15 protein-coding genes are annotated in these 19,736 nt (G+C 61.9%); 8 read left to right on the forward strand and 7 right to left on the reverse strand.

The window, feature by feature from the left end:
- Positions 1 to 104 precede the first annotated feature (104 nt).
- Both LPJGGPFB_RS20205 and LPJGGPFB_RS20210 read right to left on the reverse strand, forming a co-directional pair.
- Entirely contained in the window at positions 105 to 1,331 is a 1,227-nt protein-coding gene (locus LPJGGPFB_RS20205; protein ID WP_173421708.1) for a DUF2778 domain-containing protein, read from the reverse strand.
- Between the two features lie 458 nt (positions 1,332 to 1,789).
- On the reverse strand, positions 1,790 to 3,736 hold the full coding sequence (locus tag LPJGGPFB_RS20210; protein ID WP_173421709.1) for a non-ribosomal peptide synthetase: 1,947 nt from the start codon (positions 3,734 to 3,736) through the stop codon (positions 1,790 to 1,792).
- A gap of 677 nt (positions 3,737 to 4,413) precedes the next feature.
- On the opposite strand from LPJGGPFB_RS20210, the gene LPJGGPFB_RS20215 reads away from it, so the two are divergent.
- From LPJGGPFB_RS20215 to LPJGGPFB_RS20250, 8 genes are all read left to right on the forward strand, one after another.
- Positions 4,414 to 5,262, forward strand: coding sequence for a MetQ/NlpA family lipoprotein (locus tag LPJGGPFB_RS20215; protein ID WP_173421710.1), 849 nt, complete (start codon positions 4,414 to 4,416; stop codon positions 5,260 to 5,262).
- 82 nt (positions 5,263 to 5,344) lie between these two features.
- Positions 5,345 to 6,415, forward strand: coding sequence for a methionine ABC transporter ATP-binding protein (locus LPJGGPFB_RS20220; RefSeq protein WP_173421711.1), 1,071 nt, complete (start codon positions 5,345 to 5,347; stop codon positions 6,413 to 6,415).
- A complete protein-coding gene (locus LPJGGPFB_RS20225; RefSeq protein WP_173421712.1) occupies positions 6,396 to 7,052 on the forward strand; it encodes a methionine ABC transporter permease in 657 nt (218 codons plus the stop codon). The genes LPJGGPFB_RS20220 and LPJGGPFB_RS20225 overlap by 20 nt, the downstream gene beginning before the upstream one ends.
- Before the next feature lie 144 nt (positions 7,053 to 7,196).
- Positions 7,197 to 8,201 (forward strand): sugar ABC transporter substrate-binding protein, encoded by a 1,005-nt coding sequence (locus LPJGGPFB_RS20230; protein ID WP_173421713.1) that lies wholly within the window; start codon positions 7,197 to 7,199, stop codon positions 8,199 to 8,201.
- 72 nt (positions 8,202 to 8,273) lie between these two features.
- The gene (locus tag LPJGGPFB_RS20235) at positions 8,274 to 9,809 is read left to right on the forward strand and encodes a sugar ABC transporter ATP-binding protein (RefSeq protein ID WP_173421714.1); all 1,536 of its coding nucleotides are present in this window, start codon (positions 8,274 to 8,276) and stop codon (positions 9,807 to 9,809) included.
- Entirely contained in the window at positions 9,799 to 10,851 is a 1,053-nt protein-coding gene (locus LPJGGPFB_RS20240) for an ABC transporter permease (RefSeq protein ID WP_173421715.1), read from the forward strand. The genes LPJGGPFB_RS20235 and LPJGGPFB_RS20240 overlap by 11 nt, the downstream gene beginning before the upstream one ends.
- Before the next feature lies 1 nt (position 10,852).
- On the forward strand, positions 10,853 to 11,842 hold the full coding sequence (locus tag LPJGGPFB_RS20245) for an ABC transporter permease (RefSeq protein WP_234902942.1): 990 nt from the start codon (positions 10,853 to 10,855) through the stop codon (positions 11,840 to 11,842).
- Between the two features lie 201 nt (positions 11,843 to 12,043).
- Positions 12,044 to 13,459, forward strand: a complete 1,416-nt coding sequence (locus tag LPJGGPFB_RS20250; RefSeq protein ID WP_173421717.1) for an LLM class flavin-dependent oxidoreductase — start codon at positions 12,044 to 12,046, stop codon at positions 13,457 to 13,459.
- Positions 13,460 to 13,929: 470 nt separating this feature from the next.
- On the opposite strand, the gene LPJGGPFB_RS20255 is transcribed toward LPJGGPFB_RS20250, so the two are convergent.
- The 5 genes from LPJGGPFB_RS20255 to LPJGGPFB_RS20275 all read right to left on the reverse strand — a co-directional run bounded on the left by LPJGGPFB_RS20255 (position 13,930) and on the right by LPJGGPFB_RS20275 (position 19,684).
- A complete protein-coding gene (locus tag LPJGGPFB_RS20255) occupies positions 13,930 to 14,196 on the reverse strand; it encodes a hypothetical protein (RefSeq protein WP_173421718.1) in 267 nt (88 codons plus the stop codon).
- A 376-nt stretch (positions 14,197 to 14,572) separates the two neighbouring features.
- On the reverse strand, positions 14,573 to 16,312 hold the full coding sequence (locus LPJGGPFB_RS20260) for a M14 family metallopeptidase (RefSeq protein ID WP_173421719.1): 1,740 nt from the start codon (positions 16,310 to 16,312) through the stop codon (positions 14,573 to 14,575).
- Positions 16,309 to 17,163 (reverse strand): ABC transporter permease, encoded by an 855-nt coding sequence (locus LPJGGPFB_RS20265; protein WP_173421720.1) that lies wholly within the window; start codon positions 17,161 to 17,163, stop codon positions 16,309 to 16,311. Before LPJGGPFB_RS20265 ends, LPJGGPFB_RS20260 begins: the two co-directional genes overlap by 4 nt.
- Before the next feature lie 4 nt (positions 17,164 to 17,167).
- Entirely contained in the window at positions 17,168 to 18,091 is a 924-nt protein-coding gene (locus LPJGGPFB_RS20270; protein WP_173421721.1) for an ABC transporter permease, read from the reverse strand.
- A gap of 60 nt (positions 18,092 to 18,151) precedes the next feature.
- Positions 18,152 to 19,684 carry an ABC transporter substrate-binding protein gene (locus LPJGGPFB_RS20275; RefSeq protein WP_173421722.1) on the reverse strand — a complete coding sequence of 511 codons (1,533 nt, stop codon included), beginning with the start codon at positions 19,682 to 19,684 and terminating at the stop codon, positions 18,152 to 18,154.
- Between the last annotated feature and the right edge of the window lie 52 nt (positions 19,685 to 19,736).

The following is a 19,736-nucleotide window of genomic DNA, read 5'->3' on the forward strand; positions in this document are numbered from 1 at the left end:
ATTCTCGCTCCTCTGGAAGTCGAGATCTTAATGCCCACGCTTCGCCCGCGGAAGGGCCGATCGTCGTGCCTTCCTTCACCCAATCGACTGGCGGACACTGCCTGTCAGGTGTTCTTTCCGTTTGATGCCATCTGCATTCCGGCTGCACGTCCGCCGCTCGGCACCACGACGATCTGCCTGACCTTGCCCTGTTTGAAGGCGGTGAGGAAACGCGGATAGTCCTTGAAGGCGACGCAGCCATGCGATTCCGCCCGGTTGCCGCGCAGCAGGTAACTGTGGGTCAGGAAGCCGTCGCGGCCGTGCTTGTTTCTGCCGTCGATCGGCAACATGCGGATTGCTTCGACGCCGTGGAAGCGCGTCTCGCGCATCTTGAGATTGTAGGTGTGCGGTGGGGTCGGTCCGGTCATCTTGACAGTCACATAACGCGGGTTGTCGGCCATCTTGCCGATGCCGGAATGGGCCTCGAGGACGCTGCCGTCCGGCATGTAGACCTTGGCGGCGCTGATGTCGTAGACGGCGACGCCATTTCCGGCCCGGGTCCCACCACCGAACAGGTCCCGCAGCGCCCTGAGGCCGCCACCCGACTTATTGTCTGCCGGATTGTTCGGTCGCACAAAGGCAAGCTCTTGCTGCTTGGGCGTTTCGCGCTCATTGGCCTTCGGTTCTGCGTCGGCTATGGCCCGCCGGGTTTCCGGTTTTTCCGTTTCAGAGACAGGCTTTTGGGCTCGGTCGCCGCCGGGACGGAATTGCGGCATCGGTCCCGAGGACGGCGTATCCTCATAGTCTGGCAGAGCAACGGCTTCATCTTCGGCGTTCGGGTCCTGCGAGGCGGCGATGTCGTCCTCCAATGGGACCGTCAGCAACGCCGAGAACACAGTGTTTTCCGATGCGCTCTGTGAGGGGGGCGCATAGGCCAGCGAGACGAGGGGGGTGTCGGTTACGCCATTGAACGGCGGCCCAAACCGTTCCGATGCGGGCAAGTCAATGCTGGCAACCGCGCTGCGCGGCGTGATGGAATGAGAAGCCTTGAAGTGGCGGACGATCTGCTCGGATGTCAATGCGGCCTGTTCCACGTCGGTGGCAAGGCGCGCAGCCTTGCCACTGGTCGCCGCATCTCCAAAGATATCGGCACTGCGGGGGAGTTTCCCTTCGGCGCCGGCGATGCTTGCCAGGGGGGCCGGCTTGGCGACGGCAGCGATCAGCCTCGGCGTCTGTTCGACCCGTGCCTGCTTGACCCAAGAGCGCTCTTCTTTTCGATGGACCACATAGAGCTGCGGCTTCGGCAGGATCTGGCCCGAACCGAAGGCAAAAACGCTGCCCATCGCGACCATGCCAGCCACCGACCCCACGGCCACGCCGGCCAAGGCGAGGCCGCAGCAGGTGAACAGCAGTGGACGTAGCAAACGGTGCAAAGGCTTTGGACGAACGACCTTACTCACAACGCAATTCAAGCCAGTAGATCCCGCAAAAGGCCTTTAGGCCCCCGAGCGAACACGCTGCGCGATTTCCCGGATTGTCCCTTCTTGACGACCGATCGACAAAGAATGAACAAGTATGGTTAAATTTTGCTTTCCATGAACAGAAATGGATTTGATGCGACGCCACGTCGGGACAGGATCGTGCGGCCGCCGGCAAGTCTGTATCGGTGTTTGATATCAATCGGCGTCGGCGCCGGGATTGAGTATGCGGTCAGTTGGGACGGGAAAACCCGGTCGCTCAGTGTATCCGACGAAGAATGTCCGTGGTGGCAAGGGACTGAGAGGACCGGTGGCAGGCGACTTGGCTTCCCTCATGGTTCGGCCCTGCGAAGGTGCCACAATGTCCTGCGCCGCAAGGCTGCCCGCTCGGCTGCCGCTATCGCCCGGGCGCCTATCATTGCTTTGCCGTCGATGTAGCGCGCGAGGTCCCGGATCGTCGGATACTGGAACAGCGCGATCACGTCGATCGTGCGGCCGAGGCTCATCTCCAACGCCGCCTGCACCCGCATGAGCTGAAGCGATGTCCCGCCGAGATCAAAGAAATTGCGATCCGGTTCCACCGCCTGGATGCCCAAGATGTTACGCCACAATTCGGCAAGCAGCCCTTCGGTCCGGTTCGCGACCGGTATGTGATCGACCGCAGCCGTATCCGCGGGCAAGGGCAGCCTGCTCCGATCGACCTTGCCGGACTGATGCAGCGGAAGCTGATCAAGAACCATCACCACGCTTGGGATCATGTAGGCCGGCAAGGTGCTGCGCAGCCTTTCCATGACGCCGCGTTTGAGCTCGGAACGGGCAATGGTGATGCCTTCGCATGGGCACAGATAGCCGACAATACGCTTGTTCTGAGGGCTGAGATCCTGGCAGATCACCACGCCATCGGCGAGGCGCGGATCGCGCCGCAGTGCAGCCTCGATCTCGTCGAGCTCTATCCTCTTGCCGTTGAGTTTGATCTGCCTGTCCCTGCGCCCCTTGAAAATCACGACACCGTGCTCGTCGAGGACGGCCAGGTCGCCGGTGAGATAACCGCGCGCAGTGCCGCCCTCCGTCTCGACAGTGACGAAGCGTTCCGCCGTCAGTTCCGGGCGCTTGAAATAGCCGATTGCGACGCCATCGCCGATCAGCAACAGCTCTCCCTCGACGCCCTTGACCACAGGCTTGTGATCGTCGTCGACGATCAGGATGCCGGTGTGGTTCACGGCACCGCCGATCGCCACGTCCTTGCCGTCGAATCCGGCTGGTATGTCGAAGGTACTTGCAAGAACCGTAATTTCCGTCGGGCCATAGCAGTTGGTCAATCGGCAATGGGGGTGGGCGGTTTGGAACCGTTTGACATGTTCAGCCGAAGCGACCTCTCCACCAAACAGCATATGCCGCAGCGACGGCAGCGGGCCGGATGCGAAATCGGCCAGCAGATTGAACAGACCCGTCGTGATCAGCGACACCGTGACGGCACTGTCGCGGATAAGGTCGCGCAGACGACCAATCGAAAACGTGCCGTCCGGCAAGCCCGCGATCGAAGCGCCATTGGTCAGTGCGGTCCAGATTTCGAAGGTAGAGGCATCGAAAGCGATGGTTGCTGCGTGCAGCACGACGTCAGCGCTGCTGATTTCCACATAGCTCTGGTCGAGCGCCAGACGGGCAATGCCGCGATGCGGTATCGCGACGCCCTTGGGTCGGCCCGTCGAGCCTGAGGTGTACATGACATAGGCGAGATCGTCTCCGCCGACGTCGACGGTGGGCGCTTGTCCGGTCTCCGAAACTGCAAGACCTTCGATCGCGGCCTTGAGATCGGCGGTCCTGCCGTGCGTGCCCGCCACCAGCTGCATTGTTCCCGACGTGCACCTGTCGACGAATATCATCGTCGGCGCGCATTCGCCGATGACATAGTTCAGGTGTTCGACGGGAAACGTCGTATCGAGCGGCAGATAAGCGCCACCCGTTTTCAATATGGCAAGCATCGCTATTACGCTGTCGAGCGAGCGGGGCACGAAGAGGCAGACGATATCGCCCTTACCGACGCCTTCTGCCGCGAGGTAGGCAGCAAGAGCATCGGACAGCCGGTCAAGCTCCCCATAGCTCACCGACCGATCATCGAAGACGATGGCCGTTGCCGCGGGCGCGGCGCGTGCATGCTGGCGGACGTAGTCCTGAAGGGGCCGGTCCCGATCGTAGTGGAGCTTTGCCTGGGAACGGCGCACCTTGCCTTCCGATGCTTCGGCCTGATGGCCGGGCCTGGGAACTCGGACCTCGTTCATCGTCGTCTCCTGTTCGTCTCGAATTTGCCGGAAATGTTCCTGGAGCGTCTTTCGCCTCTCGAGGGCGGCCTGAGCGCTGCGGCGACGTCGAATGCCAATATTCCACGGCAGCAAAAGATGAACAGTTGATCATTGGGATAGCGACTGCGGGGTGAGGCGCTCAAAGGGTGAATCTACAATCCACTAAAAGACTATAGTATATGGATAATATGCATTAGTGACGTTTGGCAGCGGCAGATCGAAAAAATCCATGCGGTTGCCGAAGGTCGCGACCTTCCCATCGCGCTTGAAGTAAGCCCGGTGTCCGCGCCCTGTGGTTCCGTTTCCGCAAGCCTGCTGGCATGATTGCCGTCCGCGCGCTCATTCGCTGCCGACGCGCGGCCTATGACGCAACGCCCTCAGCGCCTTTCTCATCGATCGCGGGACTGTGTCGGTCATTCCGAAAATCCAACTGCAGAAGCACGCAACTCGGTTCGACCTCGCCAAAAATCTCATTAGTCGATAAATTCAGTAGAAAATATATTCTTCCGACGTGTGTGATTGCGATAGGGAAAGTTCCCGTTCCCGAGCTTCCATAAATCGCCATTCGTTGTTCACAAAAGCGGCATTTGCGATTTTTGAGGCAGAAACAATCGTGTTTCGAAGTTGATCCTCCCAATCGCGAAAGCAAGATCACCATGTCGAAGATCCGCACAAACCTCCTGGAAACCATTCTCCTCTCACGGCGCGCCGCATTTGCCGCTTTCGCAGTGGCGGCGGTCACTGCCGTCAGCCTGGCCGCGCCTGCACCGGCGGTCGCTGAAGACAAGAAGGAACTCAAGGTCGGTATCATCTCGGGCGAAGACGAGGACGTCTGGCGCGCCGTGACGGCGGAAGCCGCCAAGAAGGGCCTGACCATCGAAACCGTCGTCTTCAACGATTACACCCAGCCGAACGAGGCGCTCGCCCGTGGCGAGGTCGATGCCAACGCCTTTCAGCACCTTCCATACCTCGAAAACCAGATCAAGGCGCACGGCTACAAGATCGTCCCGGTGGGCTACACCGGCGTCTGGCCGATCGGCCTCTATTCGAAGAAGCACACCAAGATCGCCGATCTGCCGGAAGGCGCCGTCATCGGCGTGCCGAACGATCCGTCCAACGAGGGCCGCGCCCTTCGCGTCCTGCAGAACGAGGGCGTGATCAAGCTCAAGGAGGGCACAGGCATCCTCGCGACGATCGCCGATATCGTCGAGAACCCGAAGAATGTCGCGATCAAGGAACTTGACGCCGGTATCGTCGGCCGCTCGGTCGATGACCTCGATGCCGCCGTTGTCAACACCGACTGGGCGCTGAAAAGCGGCCTGACGCCGGACAACCGCATCGCGCAGGAGCCGGTCGCTGACAATCCTTACCGCAATTTCATCGCCGTGCGCGAGGAATCGAAGGACCAGCCCTGGGTGAAGCCACTGGTCGAATCCTATCAGAACGACGTCGTGAAGGCCGAGTTCGAGCGTGTCTACAAGGGCACGGGCATCAGCGCCTACTGAGGCATGTGAAGATCAGCCGAGACAGCCCGCCATGGCCCTGGTCCATCGCGGGCTGTCTCGCCGTTTCCGGAAGGGAACCAGAATGAACAGACATGTGTCCTGGACGCCGGCCGAAACGGCCGCCGATAGCGGCGACGTCATCCGGCTTGCCGACGTTCGCCGTCGCTTTGGCGAGACGGCTGCCCTCGACGGGGTCTCGCTCGGCGTCAGACGCGGCGAAATCCTTGGCATCATCGGGCGAAGCGGTGCGGGCAAATCCACGCTCATCCGCTGCCTCAACGGTCTCGAGCGACCAGATCGCGGCAGTATCAAGATCGAGGGTCGAGAGATTACCGGCCTTGGCGAGGCCGAGTTGCAGCCGCTCCGGCGCCGCATCGGCATGATTTTCCAGCACTTCAACCTGCTGTCGGCCAAGACGGTCGAGGAAAACGTGGCGCTGCCGCTGAAAATCGAGGGGTGGCCGAAGGCAAAGCGGCTGGCGCGGGCGGCGGAACTTCTGGAGCTGGTCGGTCTGTCCGACAAGGCGAAGGCCTATCCGTCGGCCCTTTCCGGCGGCCAGAAGCAGCGCGTTGGCATCGCCCGGGCGCTGGCCGCAAGCCCCGCTCTGCTGTTGTCCGATGAGGCAACGTCGGCGCTCGACCCCGAGACGACACGTTCGATCCTGGCGCTTCTCAAGGACATCAACATCAAGCTCGGCCTGACGATCCTCCTCATCACCCATGAGATGGAGGTGGTGCGCAACATCGCAGACCGCGTGACCGTCATCGATGCGGGTCGCATCGTCGAGGAAGGGCCGGTCTGGCAGGTGTTTGCAACGCCGCAGACGGAAACGACCAGGAGCCTGCTGAGCGGCATACGCCCCCAACTCCCCGACCATATCGCCCGGACGCTTTCCTCGGAGGGGTCGGGTGACGTGGTGCTCAGCATCGACATCGCCGGTCCAGCCGCCACCGGCCCGCTGTTCCAGGATCTTTCGAAGGCATTCCCGGTTGGCTACCGCCTGATCCATGGCGGCGTCGACCATATCCAGAAACAGCCCGTAGGGCGCTTTTTCATCGCCCTGCCGGCAGCCTCGACGGCCGGCCTTGTTTCTTTTGTCGAGCGCCTTGGCGCACAGGTGGAGGTCCTCGGCCATGTCGCCGATCATGCTTGAACTGCTCTTCCGCTCGCTCTGGGAAACCATCGTGATGACGGCCGCCTCCGGCTTCATCTCGCTCGTCTTCGGTCTGCCGCTCGGGCTTGCACTGGTGGCGACCGCGCGCGGAGGGATTGCGGAAAATCTCGCAGTCAACCGCGCGCTCGGTGCGGTGATCAACGGCTTTCGCTCCGTGCCTTTCATCATCCTGCTGGTCGCGCTTATTCCCGTGACGCGCCTGATCGTCGGCACGTCGATCGGCACCTGGGCGGCCATCGTGCCCCTGGCGATCGCCGCGACGCCCTATTACGCCCGCATCGCCGAAGTATCGCTGCGCGAGGTCGAGCGCGGGTTGATCGAGGCCGTGCGTGCCATGGGCGGCAATCGCTGGACAATCATTCGCGAAGTGCTGATCCCGGAAGCAATGCCGGGCATCGTCGCCGGTTTCACCGTCACGTTGGTCACTCTCATCGGCGCCTCCGCCATGGCCGGTGCGATCGGCGCCGGCGGGCTCGGCGACCTTGCCATCCGCTACGGCTACCAGCGCTTCGAAACCGCCGTCATGGTTGCCGTCGTCGCCGTTCTTATCGTGCTCGTCTGCGGCATCCAGTGGCTCGGCGATCGGCTCGTCTCCCGCCTCGATCGTCGCGGTTGAAGGTCGGGCCGGCGGCGCGAGAGGCGCCGGCGACAGCGCTAATATTTCCGTCTCCGGTCGGGAATTGGAAAATTCTCTCTGTTTCGCAACAATAGTTCACTTAATTTATGGATTATATCTTTAATCCAGAGGATGAGAACCAGCATGACGGAAGAGACCCGCACCGGCGTCAACCGCCGCAACATTCTGAAGCTTACGGCCGCAGCCGGCATCGTCGCGGGGTCGGGGCTTCTGACAAGTCGTGCCGCCTTCGCTCAAGGCAAGCTCTCGCTCAAGGGCAAGCGCATCGGCATCAGCACCGCCGGCACGGACCATTTCTTCGATCTGCAGGCCTACAATGCCCAGGTCGAAGAGGTGAAGCGCCTCGGCGGCGAACCGATCGCTGTCGATGCCGGGCGCAACGACGGCAAGCTCGTCTCCCAGCTTCAAACCCTCATTGCGCAGAAGCCGGATGCGATCGTCCAGCTTCTCGGCACGCTGAGCGTGATCGATCCGTGGCTGAAGAAGGCGCGCGATGCGGATATTCCGGTCTTCACGATCGATGTCGGTTCGGTGAATTCGATCAACAACTCCACATCGGACAACTGGGGTATCGGCAAGGACCTCGCTCTCCAGCTCGTTTCCGATATCGGGGGAGAGGGCAATATCGTCGTCTTCAACGGATTTTACGGCGTTACGCCATGCGCGATCCGCTACGACCAGCTCGTCAACGTCATCAAGTACTTCCCGAAGGTGCAGATCGTGCAGCCGGAGCTGCGTGACGTGATCCCGAACACGGTGCAGGACGCCTTCACCCAGATTACCGCAATCCTAAACAAGTACCCGGAGAAGGGCTCGATCAAGGCGATCTGGTCTGCCTGGGACATCCCGCAGCTCGGGGCGACGCAGGCCCTGACCGCAGCTGGCCGCACCGAGATCAAGACCTATGGCGTCGACGGTAGCCCGGAAGTGCTCCAGCTCGTTGCCGACGCGAATTCGCCGGCTGCTGCCGACGTCGCCCAACAGCCGGCGGAGCTTGGTCGCGTCGCGATCCAGAACGTTGCGAGATACCTCGCCGGCGAGGCGCTGGCGCGGGAAACCTATGTGCCCGCTCTGCTCGCCAACAAGCAGAATGTCGGCGAAATCTCCAGGAAGCTCGGCATCGGCTGACACCACGTCGACAACGGACAGCGACGGATGGCTGCGATCCATCCGTTTTGACGAGGCAAGGAGCGAACAGCAATGGTCGAGGCAGTGAGGGGCGACGGCGGCGATATCATTCGCCTTGATGCCATCGTGAAGCGGTTCGGAGGCGCGCAGGCGCTCTCCGGAGCATCGCTCGTCGTCAGGCGCGGTACGGTGCACGGCCTCGTCGGCCAGAACGGCGCTGGAAAGTCGACGTTGATCAAGCTGCTCGCCGGTCTTCATGAAGCAGACGAGGGCAGGATCGAGATCAATGGCAAGGTCTACGACCGGCTGACGCCGCATCTGGTCGAGGACCTCGGCATCCACTTCATCCATCAGGATCGGTTGCTGGTTCCAACCTTTACCGTCGGTGAAGCGCTGTTCCTCGGCCGCGAGCCGCGCATTGCAGGCACACCCTTCCTTGACCGTGCACTGATGCGTCGCCGGTCTGCGGAAATCCTTGATCGCTACTTCGGCCTTAGGCTGCCGCATTCGGCGCTGATTGCGGATCTTTCGGCTGCCGAAAAGCAGATCGTCCAGATCACGCGGGCGCTGCTCAATAATCCGAACGTCCTCGTCTTTGACGAGCCGACGGCAGCGCTCGTCCGGCGTGAGGCGGATCTGCTGTTCCAGCTCATCCGGCGCCTTCGGGACGATGGCGTCACGATTATCTACATCTCGCATTACCTCGGCGAAATCGCAGCACTTTGCGACACGGTGACGGTTCTGCGCAACGGCCGCGATGTCGCCACGCTACCGCTCAAGGAGACCTCGGCTGCCGAAATCGGCGCGCTGATGGTCAATCGCGAGATTGGCGATCTGTATCCGAAGCCGCAGGTCGTTGCCGGCGAGGCGCTGCTTGCGGTGGATGACCTCAGCCTGTCCAACCGCTACGCCAACGTATCCTTCACCCTGCACAAGGGGGAAGTACTGGGGCTGACGGGGCTCTTGGGTTCGGGTGCAAAGGAAACCCTCCGCACGCTCTTCGGTCTGGAAACAGCCACCGCCGGTTCGGTGGCGGTCAAGGGCGAGACGATCTTCACCGCAAGTCCGGCGAAGGCTACCGCCAAAAGTCTCGCACTTGTGCCGGAAGACCGCCGGCGGGACGGCGTGGCGCTCGATCTTTCCGTCACGGAAAACACGACGCTTGCCAGCCTCGACCGTTTTTCCAAGGGCGTGCTCGATCTTGGCGCCGAAAGGCGTGCGACCGAAGAGCTCGTCAAACGGCTGCAGGTCAAGACTGATGGCATCGACGCGCTGGTCAAGACGCTGTCCGGTGGCAACCAGCAGAAGGTGGCGATCGCCAAATGGCTCAGCCGCCAGTCCGAGATCTACCTGCTCGACGAGCCGACAGTCGGCGTCGATATCGCAGCTAAGGTCGAGATCTACACGCTGATCGGCGAGCTTGCCCAACGCGGCGCGGGCGTGATCGTGCTTTCGTCCGATATTGAGGAATTGCTCGGGGTTACCGACCGCATCCTCGTATTCTTCCGCGGCCAGGTCACGCGGGAATTCATCTCCTCCCAAACGAGCCCCGATCAGATCCTTTCGGAAGTGACCGGTGCCTACGAGACGCTGAGCAATGTTGGTTGACGCCCCATACTATATTCCCGGCTCCTTGGCCGAACCGGCTCCAAGCAATCCGCAGGATCCGCAAGCTAGCGGACCCGCATACGGGCAGCGGGTGGCGGCACTTGCGCTGCGCGGCGGCTCGCTGGCCGTCTTTATCGGCGTCCTCGTGTTCTTCTCCGTGACAGCGCCGTTCTTCCTGACGATCGGCAATGTCGGTAACGTGCTTGGACAATCCGCCATCGCCGGCGTTCTTGCGATCGGCCTGACGATCGTCGTGATCGGCGGCGGTTCCAACGTCGTGACGGGTGGCATCGATCTTTCGCTTGCCGCAAACATGGGGCTGAGTGCGGCCGTCTATGCGACGCTCGTGCAGGCGGGGTACGGAGACCCCGTGGCAGTCATCGCCGCGCTGGGGACGGGGCTCGCCATTGGTGCCGTCAACGCGGCTGCGATCACACTCGCCGGCATCGTGCCGCTACTGGCGACACTGGCGGTGATGAACGTTGTCGCCGGCCTTGAGTTGGTACTGACGAACAATACGGTGGTACCGGCTTCGACGGAACTTCTTCTCGCCCTGTCGGCAAGCGGGCCGTTCGGCATCCCCGTGCTCGCCTATGTTCTGCTTGGCTTCACACTGCTCGTTGCCGCCGTCGTGCAGTTTACGCCATTGGGGCTGAGGCTCTATGCGGTCGGCGAGTTTCCCGAGGCTGCGCGTGCCGCCGGGCTGCCCGTCAAGTCTTTCGTCGCCGGGTCCTTCCTCGCAAGTGGGCTGTGTGGCGGGTTTGCCGGGATCCTCTCCGTGTCCTTTCTGAGCGGCAGCACGACGGGGGCGGGCGATATGCTGCTCCCGGTCGTCGTCACGGCGTTGCTCGGCTCGGTGTTTTCGCGCCGGCTGGTGCCGACGATCACGGGAACGCTGCTCTCGACGCTGTTCGTCGGTTTCCTGATCAACGGTTTCCAGCTTCTCAACATCTCGAGCACGCTGGTTAGCGGTGTTCAGGGCCTGCTCATCCTGCTTGTGGTGTCCGCAACGACGCTGCTGCGTCGCCAGGAGAATGTCTAACATGTCGGCTCGACAGCTTTCCGTTTCCATCCCGACAGTCGCCCGCAGCATCGGGCGCCACGCGCTCATTGCAGCACTTGCAGCGGTCTTCGTTCTCTTCGCATGGCTTGCGCCTGCATTCCTTTCCGGGGCCAACTTGCTCAGCGTTCTGGTCAACAATTTCGCGCTTCTCGCCATTGTCGCGATTGCCATGACATTCGCCGTCTCCGCCGGCGGCATTGACCTCTCGGTCGGCACCGCCATCGATTTCGCGAGCTTTGCCTTTGTCTCCCTCGTCCTCGCTGGGCAGCCTATCCCGATTGCCGCACTTGGCGGACTTGTCGGCGGTGTTGTCGTCGGCCTTTTCAATGCGGTGCTGATTGCGGGTATCGGCATTTCACCGTTTCTTGCCACGCTTGGCACGCTCTTCGTCGGTCGCAGTGTGCAACAGTTGCTGACCAATGGCGGCAATCCGGTCTATCTGCCGCCAACGGGCGTACCGGACGCCTTCCGATTTCTCGGCCACGGAACCATCGTGGGCATTCCGGTTCCGCTCGTCGTTGCTGCCCTGGTGGTCGCGGGCGCCTGGCTTGTCCTTTCGCGCACAAGGTTCGGTCGCGTGGTGCTTGCAAGCGGCATTCAGGCCAGCGTTGTGCGCTATTCGGGCATTGCGCTGCGGCGCTACACGGCCGCGACCTACATCCTCGTGTCGGGCATCGCGGCCATTGTCGGCTTGATCCTCACCTCGACGGTGACCGTCTATATTCCATCGTCGGGCAACGCCTTCCTGCTCAACGCCATTGGCGCCACCTTCATCGGCACGACGCTGAGCCCGCATGGCCGGCCGAACATTCCCGGCACGGTGCTCGGCGTGCTTTTGCTCAGCATCGTCGCCAATGGTTTGCTTCTCTCCGGCCTGAACTTCTACTGGCAGCAGGTCGGCACGGGGCTTCTCATTTTCTCGGTTCTTGCGATTGGCTTTGCCAACCGCAAGGCGGCTGCAAGGACTTAGGGTCTTGCTGCGCGATTTTGCCTTGAACGTCGGCATCGATCACCGGTCTCTCGGTGGCAGTGTGCTGGCAGTGTTCGACCACGCCAAAGAGCCGGAACCCGTATGCGCCAACGAGAAAGCGTAAAAGGATCAGGCTGTTAAGCGCGTTACCGTTGTAGAAATGATGCCAGCTGGCATCCCGTCAATGAGCTGGAGATTGCCATGGCACGCCACATCCGTTTCAACGCCTTCGATATGAACTGTGTCGGCCATCAGTCGCCCGGCCTCTGGGCGCATCCGCGCGACAAGTCCTCGAAATACAAGGATCTTGATTACTGGCAGGATCTTGCCCGTACACTGGAGCGCGGCGTTTTCGACGGCATCTTCATCGCTGACGTCATCGGCTACTACGACGTCTACAAGGGCTCGAACTACCATGCCATTCACCAGGCGGCGCAGATCCCGGTCAATGATCCGCTGCAGCTTGTCGCGCCCATCGCCCTTGCCACCGAGCATCTCGGCATCGGCCTCACCGCGTCCACCTCGTTCGAGCACCCCTATACGTTCGCCCGGCGCCTGGCCACGGCCGATCACCACTCCAAGGGCCGCCTGGGCTGGAACATCGTCACGTCCTATCTGGAAAGCGGTGCGAAGAATGTCGGGCAGGGTGGCTTGCGCAAGCACGACAACCGCTACGAGGTCGCCGCCGAGTATGTCGAGGTGCTCTACAAACTGCTCGAAGGATCGTGGGAAGAGGGTGCTGTGGTGCGCGACGGCAACAAGCGCATTTTCACCCATCCGGAAAAGGTCCATGAAATCGCCCACAAGGGCAAGTTCTTCGAGGTTCCGGGCTACGGCCTGACGGAGCCGTCGCCGCAACGCACGCCAGTCCTCTACCAGGCTGGTGCATCTGGCCCCGGAAAGACCTTTGCCGCAGCCCATGCGGAATGCATCTTCGTGGCGGCGCCGACGAAGTCCGTGCTGAAGGCCTATGTCGCCGATATCCGACAACGCATCGCCGACGCCGGCCGCGACCCGAAGAAGGTCTATATCTACACGTTGATCACGATCATCACCGACGAGACAGAAGAGAAGGCGCAGCGCAAGTTCGAGGATTACAAGAGCTACGTTTCCTACGACGGTTCACTGACGTTCATGTCGGGCTGGAGCGGGATCGATTTCGGCCAGTATGCCCCGACCGACGTCGTCGAAAAGATCGAGACGAATGCGATCCACTCGTTCGTCGAGCATATCGCTGGTGGCGACAAATCCTGGACCATCGACGAGCTTGCCCAGTTCGGGGGCATCGGCGGTATGGGGCCGGTCTTCGTCGGTTCGCCGACACGTATCTCCGATATCCTGCAGGAGTGGGTGGACGACACGGATGTTGACGGCTTCAACATTGCCTATGCGGTGACGCCAGACAGTTTCGAGGATGTCGTCGCGCATATCGTGCCAGAACTGCAAAAGCGCGGAGCCTATCCCACGACCTACAGGCCGGGCACGTTGCGCGAGAAACTCTTCGGCGAAGGTCCCTATCTGCCGATCACTCACCCTGCAGATGGATATCGTGATATCGAAGCCGTGAAGCGACGCGGCGCCGGTGGCGTGGCGGTGCTAAAAGCGGCGAACGCCTGATCGTCAGTGAATTAGCGCAACTCCGGTCGCCCCGGGACGCACATCCGCGCATCAGCCGGTACAACGCAGCCTCTTTGGCTCACGTGTACTTCCTGACCGTTTCAGCGCATCGCTCAGCGGAAGCGCGGGGGTTTTAGCGGGGCGTTGGTTTCGAGTTCATGTCTGCTCGCGAACCTTCCCAACAGGGAAAGGAGTTTTCCCTGTTCCTTGCTGTTTATGCTGTGCCGGACGCAGTGTTCTACGACATCGAACACCGGTTTGGGCGGTTGCGTATTCAGCCGTTGCTCAGGGGTATGTTTGGACATGACTGCACCTCCGGTGGAGTAACGCCCATGAGGCGTTCGAGTTCCATCGGTTAGGCACTTTCTTGTCCCGCTTCAGGTTCGCTCTGGCCAAGCTGGGACATGATAACGGTCCGGCAGGGCCGCCGGAACGGTCGCACAGGAGTGTCGTCCTTCTCCGCGCTCTCCTTAGCGACCACCCATTGTCAGGGGTGGCCGAAACATGCGCAGGTACGGCTCGATGCTGTTTTCGATCTCCCTGCAAGCTCGCTCGTATTCCTCAATCAAAGACTGATCGGGGTGATCACTCGACCGCAGGGCATCAAGTTGCATCGAGGCTTCGGCATAGGCGACGAAAATCTCGCTCAAAGAAGGGCTTTTCAAGTCAGACAGAACATGCCGATAGAGAGGCAGGCGCAGCTTCAACCTCGCTCGGCCAATCTTCTCCAGTTTCATCTGCATCTCCGTATCGCTGCGAGATCACATGCACTTTTGGATTCAACTTTGCACGTTGCGAAAGGTTCCCCATTCCCAATCGACGCAAACAGATTTGATCTTCCCGCGGTGGCTTTTGCCGCCGATCGAACTCGAACTCGAACGCGACCCTCGACCCCAACACGTTCACCGCCGGAGAATGGGGCGGGGCCTGGAGCCGCGTCCAACCCTTCAGCGGGTCGCACAGCCTTTGCGCGCTGCCGTACGTGGAACGGTGCGGTGCCGAACGTCCACCGTTGGCCATGACGGTAGCGGTTGAGAGTGCCGCTGATCCAGGCAGATGCGACGGCCTCGAAGGGCCGTCGTCTCATCGGCGAAGGTCGCGCCGAGCGAAAGCCTAGGCGATTGCCATCATCGATTGGAACGCCTCATAGGCAGCCAGAACCGTCTCGCGTTGCGCGTCATGGCCGGCCACGAAGGCGTCGCCATAGATGGTTTCGTCTGGATATTCCGTGATCAGCGTCAGCGGCGCCTTGTGGCGATCGTCGACGGAGATCATGCAGGGGAAGCCGTTGATGATGCGGAAGCCGGTTTCCCCCGCATGAGTTTCGTAAAGCGCGATCTGCCGGTCATTGTACGCGAGAAGACCGGGGACGGCGGCGAGCCTGGCCGTCACCGCCTCAATCAGCTGTTCGGCGCGCGCCTCCCAATCGGCATGATGGCGCATGATCAGGAAGAAGCCCTTCGGCAAGGTCCACATGGCAAAGCCGCGCGGCACGTATCCCGACAGCGGCCGCGTCCACTCGTGCGAGGGGTAGCCGTGCAGGTTGACGTGGAGTTCGGCACCCGAGAGCGCATCCGCCTCGTTGCGGATCGCCCGCTCGTTGAGGGCCGTGCCGGTGCGGTATTCGAGATCGTCGCCAAGCGCCGTGTAGCGGGCGGCGTGATGCATGTGCAGCGGGTTGTCAGCGCGCAGGCGCTGGTGAACGGCGTAACCGTCGGGGTTTTCGAGCGGCGAGATCGTGAAGTGCGTGCCGGGGAGCTCAGCGAGCGTCTGGGCGGCCCTGAGCGCACCGACGATACCGGTGGTCTCGTTGGGATGCTGGCCGCCGCTGATCATCACAGCAGCATCGGTGCCCTTGTGATAACGCGCCTTGACCGGGCGACCGGCACGCGAAACCGCCTCGAAAGGCTGGCCGTCGATCTTTTCCAACTCGGCATGGATCTGCGCGACGGCGAGCGGTGCCTCCGCGGTGTCGAGAGGCTGGACCTCGCCCTCGGCGTCTGCCGTAGCGAGCACTCTGGTCTCGACGCGGATCGTGGGCTTGCCGTCGGCAAACACGATTTCCGGCACGATCTGGCCGGGCTTCAGCCCACGATCGCCGAGTGGGCGGCCGGACTTCTTCTGGAAGACTTCGAGCAGCGAGAAATAGAAATCCTCGTGCAGCGCCTCGCGCAGGCTGACGACCTCTTCGCCAACAGGCAGCCGCAGGTCGTTGATCGGCAGCGTCGCGCGGATGTTGAGTTCGTCGAAATAGGGTTCGCTGTCGCCCCAACCATGTTCGGCGATCGCCCGCATCGCGCCTGTAAACAGCCGCTCATAGTCGGTTTCGAGATGGCATTCGCGCCGCTTGCTGCTGGTGTCGTCAAGACGCACCCAGCCTGTCGGGGAAAGCAGCGTTTCGCCGATGAAATCGGTGTGCTGGCGGTTGGGTGCAAACACCGCGTGGGTTTCCAGGCGGCCGTCAGCAAAAGTCAGCGCGACGTCGTAGGTCAGCGCCTGGTCGCTACCGCCGACGAAGGTGATCTCGGCATCGCCGACCAGCGCTGCCAGCGGATAGGCCTCGAGCAGGAAGCGGTTCGCGGGGCAACCTTCCGGCTGCGGATATCGGATATCGACGCACTTCAGCGCCTTGAGGTCGACTTCCTCGAGGAAGAAATGCAGGAGCGGTTTGTAGGCACTCCTGAACTTCGCCTCGACCCCGAAGACGGCGAGCTTCTGCTCGGCCGCCTCTCGGCTTTTGCGGTCATCGAAGAGCCATGCCTCCAGCCGGGTGCCGCGGGCAGCCTCCTTGCCGTAGGTTGCGAGCATGGTATCGAGCGTGCGCTCGAAGGTCCCTTCGAATATCGTGGTCATCGTGAAGTTCTGCCTGTTGGGTCGAGACTGTCGCGCAGCCAGTCGCCGAGAAGGTTGAGGCCAAGGACGGTGAGAAGGATTGCAAGGCCCGGGAAGACACTGACCCACCAGGCATTCTGCAGGTAGGTGCGGCCGTCGGCCAGCATGCCACCCCAGCTCGGGATCAGCGGGTCGACGCCGAGGCCGAGGAAGGTCAGGCTGCTTTCGAGCAGGATGTTGTTGGCGACGTTCAGCGTCATCAACACGATGACCGGGCCGATCAGGTTCGGCAGCAGGTGCTGGAACAAGATCTTGTAGTCGCGCACGCCGATGGCGCGGGCCGACTGGATGAACTCGCGCTCGCGCAGCGACAGCACCGAGCCACGCACCAGGCGGGCATACTGCACCCACTGTGACACGATCAGGAGGATGATGGTGTTGGTCAATCCGCCACCGACAATGGCGATGAAGGTGATGGCAAGCAAGATGAAGGGCAGCGCCAGCTGCACGTCGGCAAAACGCATGACCACCATGTCCCAGAAGCCACGGTAGTAGCCGGACACCAGGCCCATCACCACGCCGACGATGACGGCGCCGGCAACGGAGGTGAAGCCGACCAGCAGTGAAATCTTGCCGCCAGCGACAACGCGCGCCAGCACGTCACGGCCGAGCGGGTCGGTTCCGAACGGGTGCGCCCAGTTGACGAAGGGCGGTGTCAGCCGCGCCATCAGATCGATCTTGTCGGCGCCACCAGGGAAGAGCACGCCGGAGAACAAGACGGCAAGGCACATGCCGCCGGCAAGCAGCGCGCCGAGGATGAATTCGAGGTTGCGGAAACGGGCGAATCGGCTGTTTGCGGCCTTGGTGGTCATCGGCTCACTCCGTCCGGATGCGCGGGTCAACGAGGCCATAGGCGATGTCGACGATGAGGTTGACGCCGACGATCATCAGCGAGAGCACGGTGATGACGGCCTGCAGCACGGGATAGTCACGCGCGCCGACGGCGTCGAAGGCGAGCGTGCCCATGCCCGGCCAATTGAACACGCGCTCGACCACGACGATGCCGCCGAGCAGGCCGCCGAACTGGAGGCCGAAATAGGTGATGAGCGGGATGGCGCAGTTACGAAGGGCGTGCTTGTAGAGCACCTTGCTTTCGCTGAGGCCCTTGGCGCGCGCGACCATGATGTATTGCGACTGCAGCGTTTCGAGCATCGCCGTGCGCACCAGGCGCACATTGGTCGCCGTCAGGATGATGCCCATGGTGACAGCAGGCATGATGAAGCTTGCAAAGCCGTCCATGCCGCTCGGCGGCAGCCATTTCAGCGTGATCGAAAACAGCAGCACCAGCATGATCGCCAGCCAGAAGTTCGGGAACGACAGGCCGACGAGCGAGAGGATGCGGATTGCCTGGTCGGCCCATTTGCCGCGGGCAACCGCTGCCTTGATGCCGAGCGGGATCGAAATGATGATCGAAACGATGAGCGATGCGAAGGCGAGCATCATCGTGGCGGGCAGGGCGGCGGCAATCAGCTGCGAAACAGGGGTCCCGCCCATGAAAGAGCGCCCGAAATCGAAGACGAAGAGGCCTTTGATGAAGGCGAAATACTGCGCCAGGAACGGCTGGTTGAGCCCGAGCGCCTCGCGGATGCGCGCAAGGTCTTCTTCGGTGATGCTGCCAGCGCCTTGAGCGAGCATCAGTGCCGGGTCGCCGGTCAGGCGGATGGCAAAGGAGACGGTGAGCGTCACGACGAAAACGACGAACACCGCCTGCAGAACACGTTTGATCAAAAATCCGGCCAACTTACCCGCCCTTCATGAAGACGATCCGCCGCCCGCCAAAGCGGGCGGCGGATCTGATTGTTATTCTACCGTGACGTCCGTCAGCCGCAGGCGGCTGTCGGGAACGGGCGTGAAGTTCTTGACGCGCTTGCTCACGCCGTAGATGGCGTTGAGGTTGTAGAGCGGCATTTCCAGCGCGCGGTCGGCGGCGTAGTTGGCGATCTGCTTGAGGATTTCCTCACGCTTGGGCTGATCGATGATCGAGCGCTGGGATTCCAGCAGCTTGTCGAGATCGGCGTCTTTGTCGTAGGGGTTCCACTTTTCGCCCGAGTGGTACATCGAGTAGGCAGTGTTGTCGTAGTCGAGCGTCCAGCCGCCCCAGGCCTGCTGGAACATCGCACCGGTCTTGCCGGCGGGGATGATGTCGTTCAGCAGAACGTTGGTCTCGTAGGGCTTGATCGTCGCGTTGATGCCGACGAGCTGCAGATAGCTGGCGACGGCCTGCACCACTTCGTTGAACGTCGCGTCGTTGCCGCGCACGTCGATCTGGACGGAGGCGCCCGGTGCGACGCCAGCTTCCTTCAGCAGAGCCTTCGCCTGTTCGGGATCGTAGGGCAGCGGCTTCATCGTGGCGTCGAAGCCGAACGACAGTTCACCCTGGAAACTGGCGATCGGAGCAGCCTGGCCGCCGAGGATCGACTGGATGATGGTGTCGCGGTCGACGCCGAGGATCAGCGCCTTGCGAACCTTCGGATCCTTGGTGATGCCGTCGCGGGTGTTGAAGCGCAGCGCATAGACCGTCGGGCCGGGGGTCGAGACGATCTCGAGCTTGTCGTCACCCTGGATCGTCGGGATCATGCCGATCGGAATGGTCGGCGGGATGACGAGGTCGACGCGGCCCGCCTGCAGTTCGGCAACTGCGGTCGCCGGTTCGGCGATGAAGCGGAAATCGAGGTTGGACAGCTTCGGCGCGCCGCCCCAATGGTCGGCGAAGGCTTCGAGCTTGATCGCGACCTTCGGCTCATAGGAGACGAACTTGAACGGGCCGGTGCCGACCGGATGGGTGTTGAAGTAATCCTCGCCCTTTTCCTGGATGTACTTCGGCGGAACGATCATCGCGCCGTAGCCGGCGAGCTTGGTCAGCAGGACCGGATCCGGCGCCTTCAGGTGCAGATCGACGGTCTTCTCATCGATGATCTCGACTTTTTCGATCGCGGCATAGTTCGACTTCTGCGGGCCCTTGGAGCCCTCTTCGCCGAGCAGGCGGTCAAAGGTGTACTTCACGGCTTCGGCGTTGAAGGGTTCGCCGTTGTGGAACTTGACGCCTTCGCGCAGCGTGAAGCGCAGGCGCTTGCCGCCATCGAGCTCTTCCCAGGCGGTTGCAAGGCCGGGGACCAGCTTGCGGTCAGGGCCGCGATAGGTCAGGCCGTCGAAAATGTTGGTGGAGACGGACGCCCAGTTGACGAGGAAGGTGTCGACCGGATCCCAGCTGCCCGGATCCTGCGGCGACGAAACCGTCAATGTGCCAGCGGCAAAGGCCGGCCCGGTCGTCAGAAGGCTGCCAGTCAGCGCAAGCGCGATGAAGGCGGCGTGGATCCCCTTTTTGTTGATCATTTTTTACTCACTCCTGTTTCGACTGCCTTCCCTTGGAAGAGAGAAAGCGGCT

Source organism: Ensifer adhaerens, from assembly GCF_013283195.1.
Classification (GTDB): Bacteria; Pseudomonadota; Alphaproteobacteria; order Rhizobiales; family Rhizobiaceae; genus Ensifer; species Ensifer adhaerens_G.

Bases quoted from the DNA above. Each gene is read 5' to 3' on its own strand.
- LPJGGPFB_RS20205 (WP_173421708.1), bottom strand. From the start codon at position 1,331: ATGGTCGCGATGGGCAGCGTTTTTGCCTTCGGTTCGGGCCAGATCCTG.
- LPJGGPFB_RS20210 (WP_173421709.1), bottom strand. From the start codon at position 3,736: ATGAACGAGGTCCGAGTTCCCAGGCCCGGCCATCAGGCCGAAGCATCG.
- LPJGGPFB_RS20215 (WP_173421710.1), top strand. From the start codon at position 4,414: ATGTCGAAGATCCGCACAAACCTCCTGGAAACCATTCTCCTCTCACGG.
- LPJGGPFB_RS20220 (WP_173421711.1), top strand. From the start codon at position 5,345: ATGAACAGACATGTGTCCTGGACGCCGGCCGAAACGGCCGCCGATAGC.
- LPJGGPFB_RS20225 (WP_173421712.1), top strand. From the start codon at position 6,396: ATGTCGCCGATCATGCTTGAACTGCTCTTCCGCTCGCTCTGGGAAACC.
- LPJGGPFB_RS20230 (WP_173421713.1), top strand. From the start codon at position 7,197: ATGACGGAAGAGACCCGCACCGGCGTCAACCGCCGCAACATTCTGAAG.
- LPJGGPFB_RS20235 (WP_173421714.1), top strand. From the start codon at position 8,274: ATGGTCGAGGCAGTGAGGGGCGACGGCGGCGATATCATTCGCCTTGAT.
- LPJGGPFB_RS20240 (WP_173421715.1), top strand. From the start codon at position 9,799: ATGTTGGTTGACGCCCCATACTATATTCCCGGCTCCTTGGCCGAACCG.
- LPJGGPFB_RS20245 (WP_234902942.1), top strand. From the start codon at position 10,853: ATGTCGGCTCGACAGCTTTCCGTTTCCATCCCGACAGTCGCCCGCAGC.
- LPJGGPFB_RS20250 (WP_173421717.1), top strand. From the start codon at position 12,044: ATGGCACGCCACATCCGTTTCAACGCCTTCGATATGAACTGTGTCGGC.
- LPJGGPFB_RS20255 (WP_173421718.1), bottom strand. From the start codon at position 14,196: ATGAAACTGGAGAAGATTGGCCGAGCGAGGTTGAAGCTGCGCCTGCCT.
- LPJGGPFB_RS20260 (WP_173421719.1), bottom strand. From the start codon at position 16,312: ATGACCACGATATTCGAAGGGACCTTCGAGCGCACGCTCGATACCATG.
- LPJGGPFB_RS20265 (WP_173421720.1), bottom strand. From the start codon at position 17,163: ATGACCACCAAGGCCGCAAACAGCCGATTCGCCCGTTTCCGCAACCTC.
- LPJGGPFB_RS20275 (WP_173421722.1), bottom strand. From the start codon at position 19,684: ATGATCAACAAAAAGGGGATCCACGCCGCCTTCATCGCGCTTGCGCTG.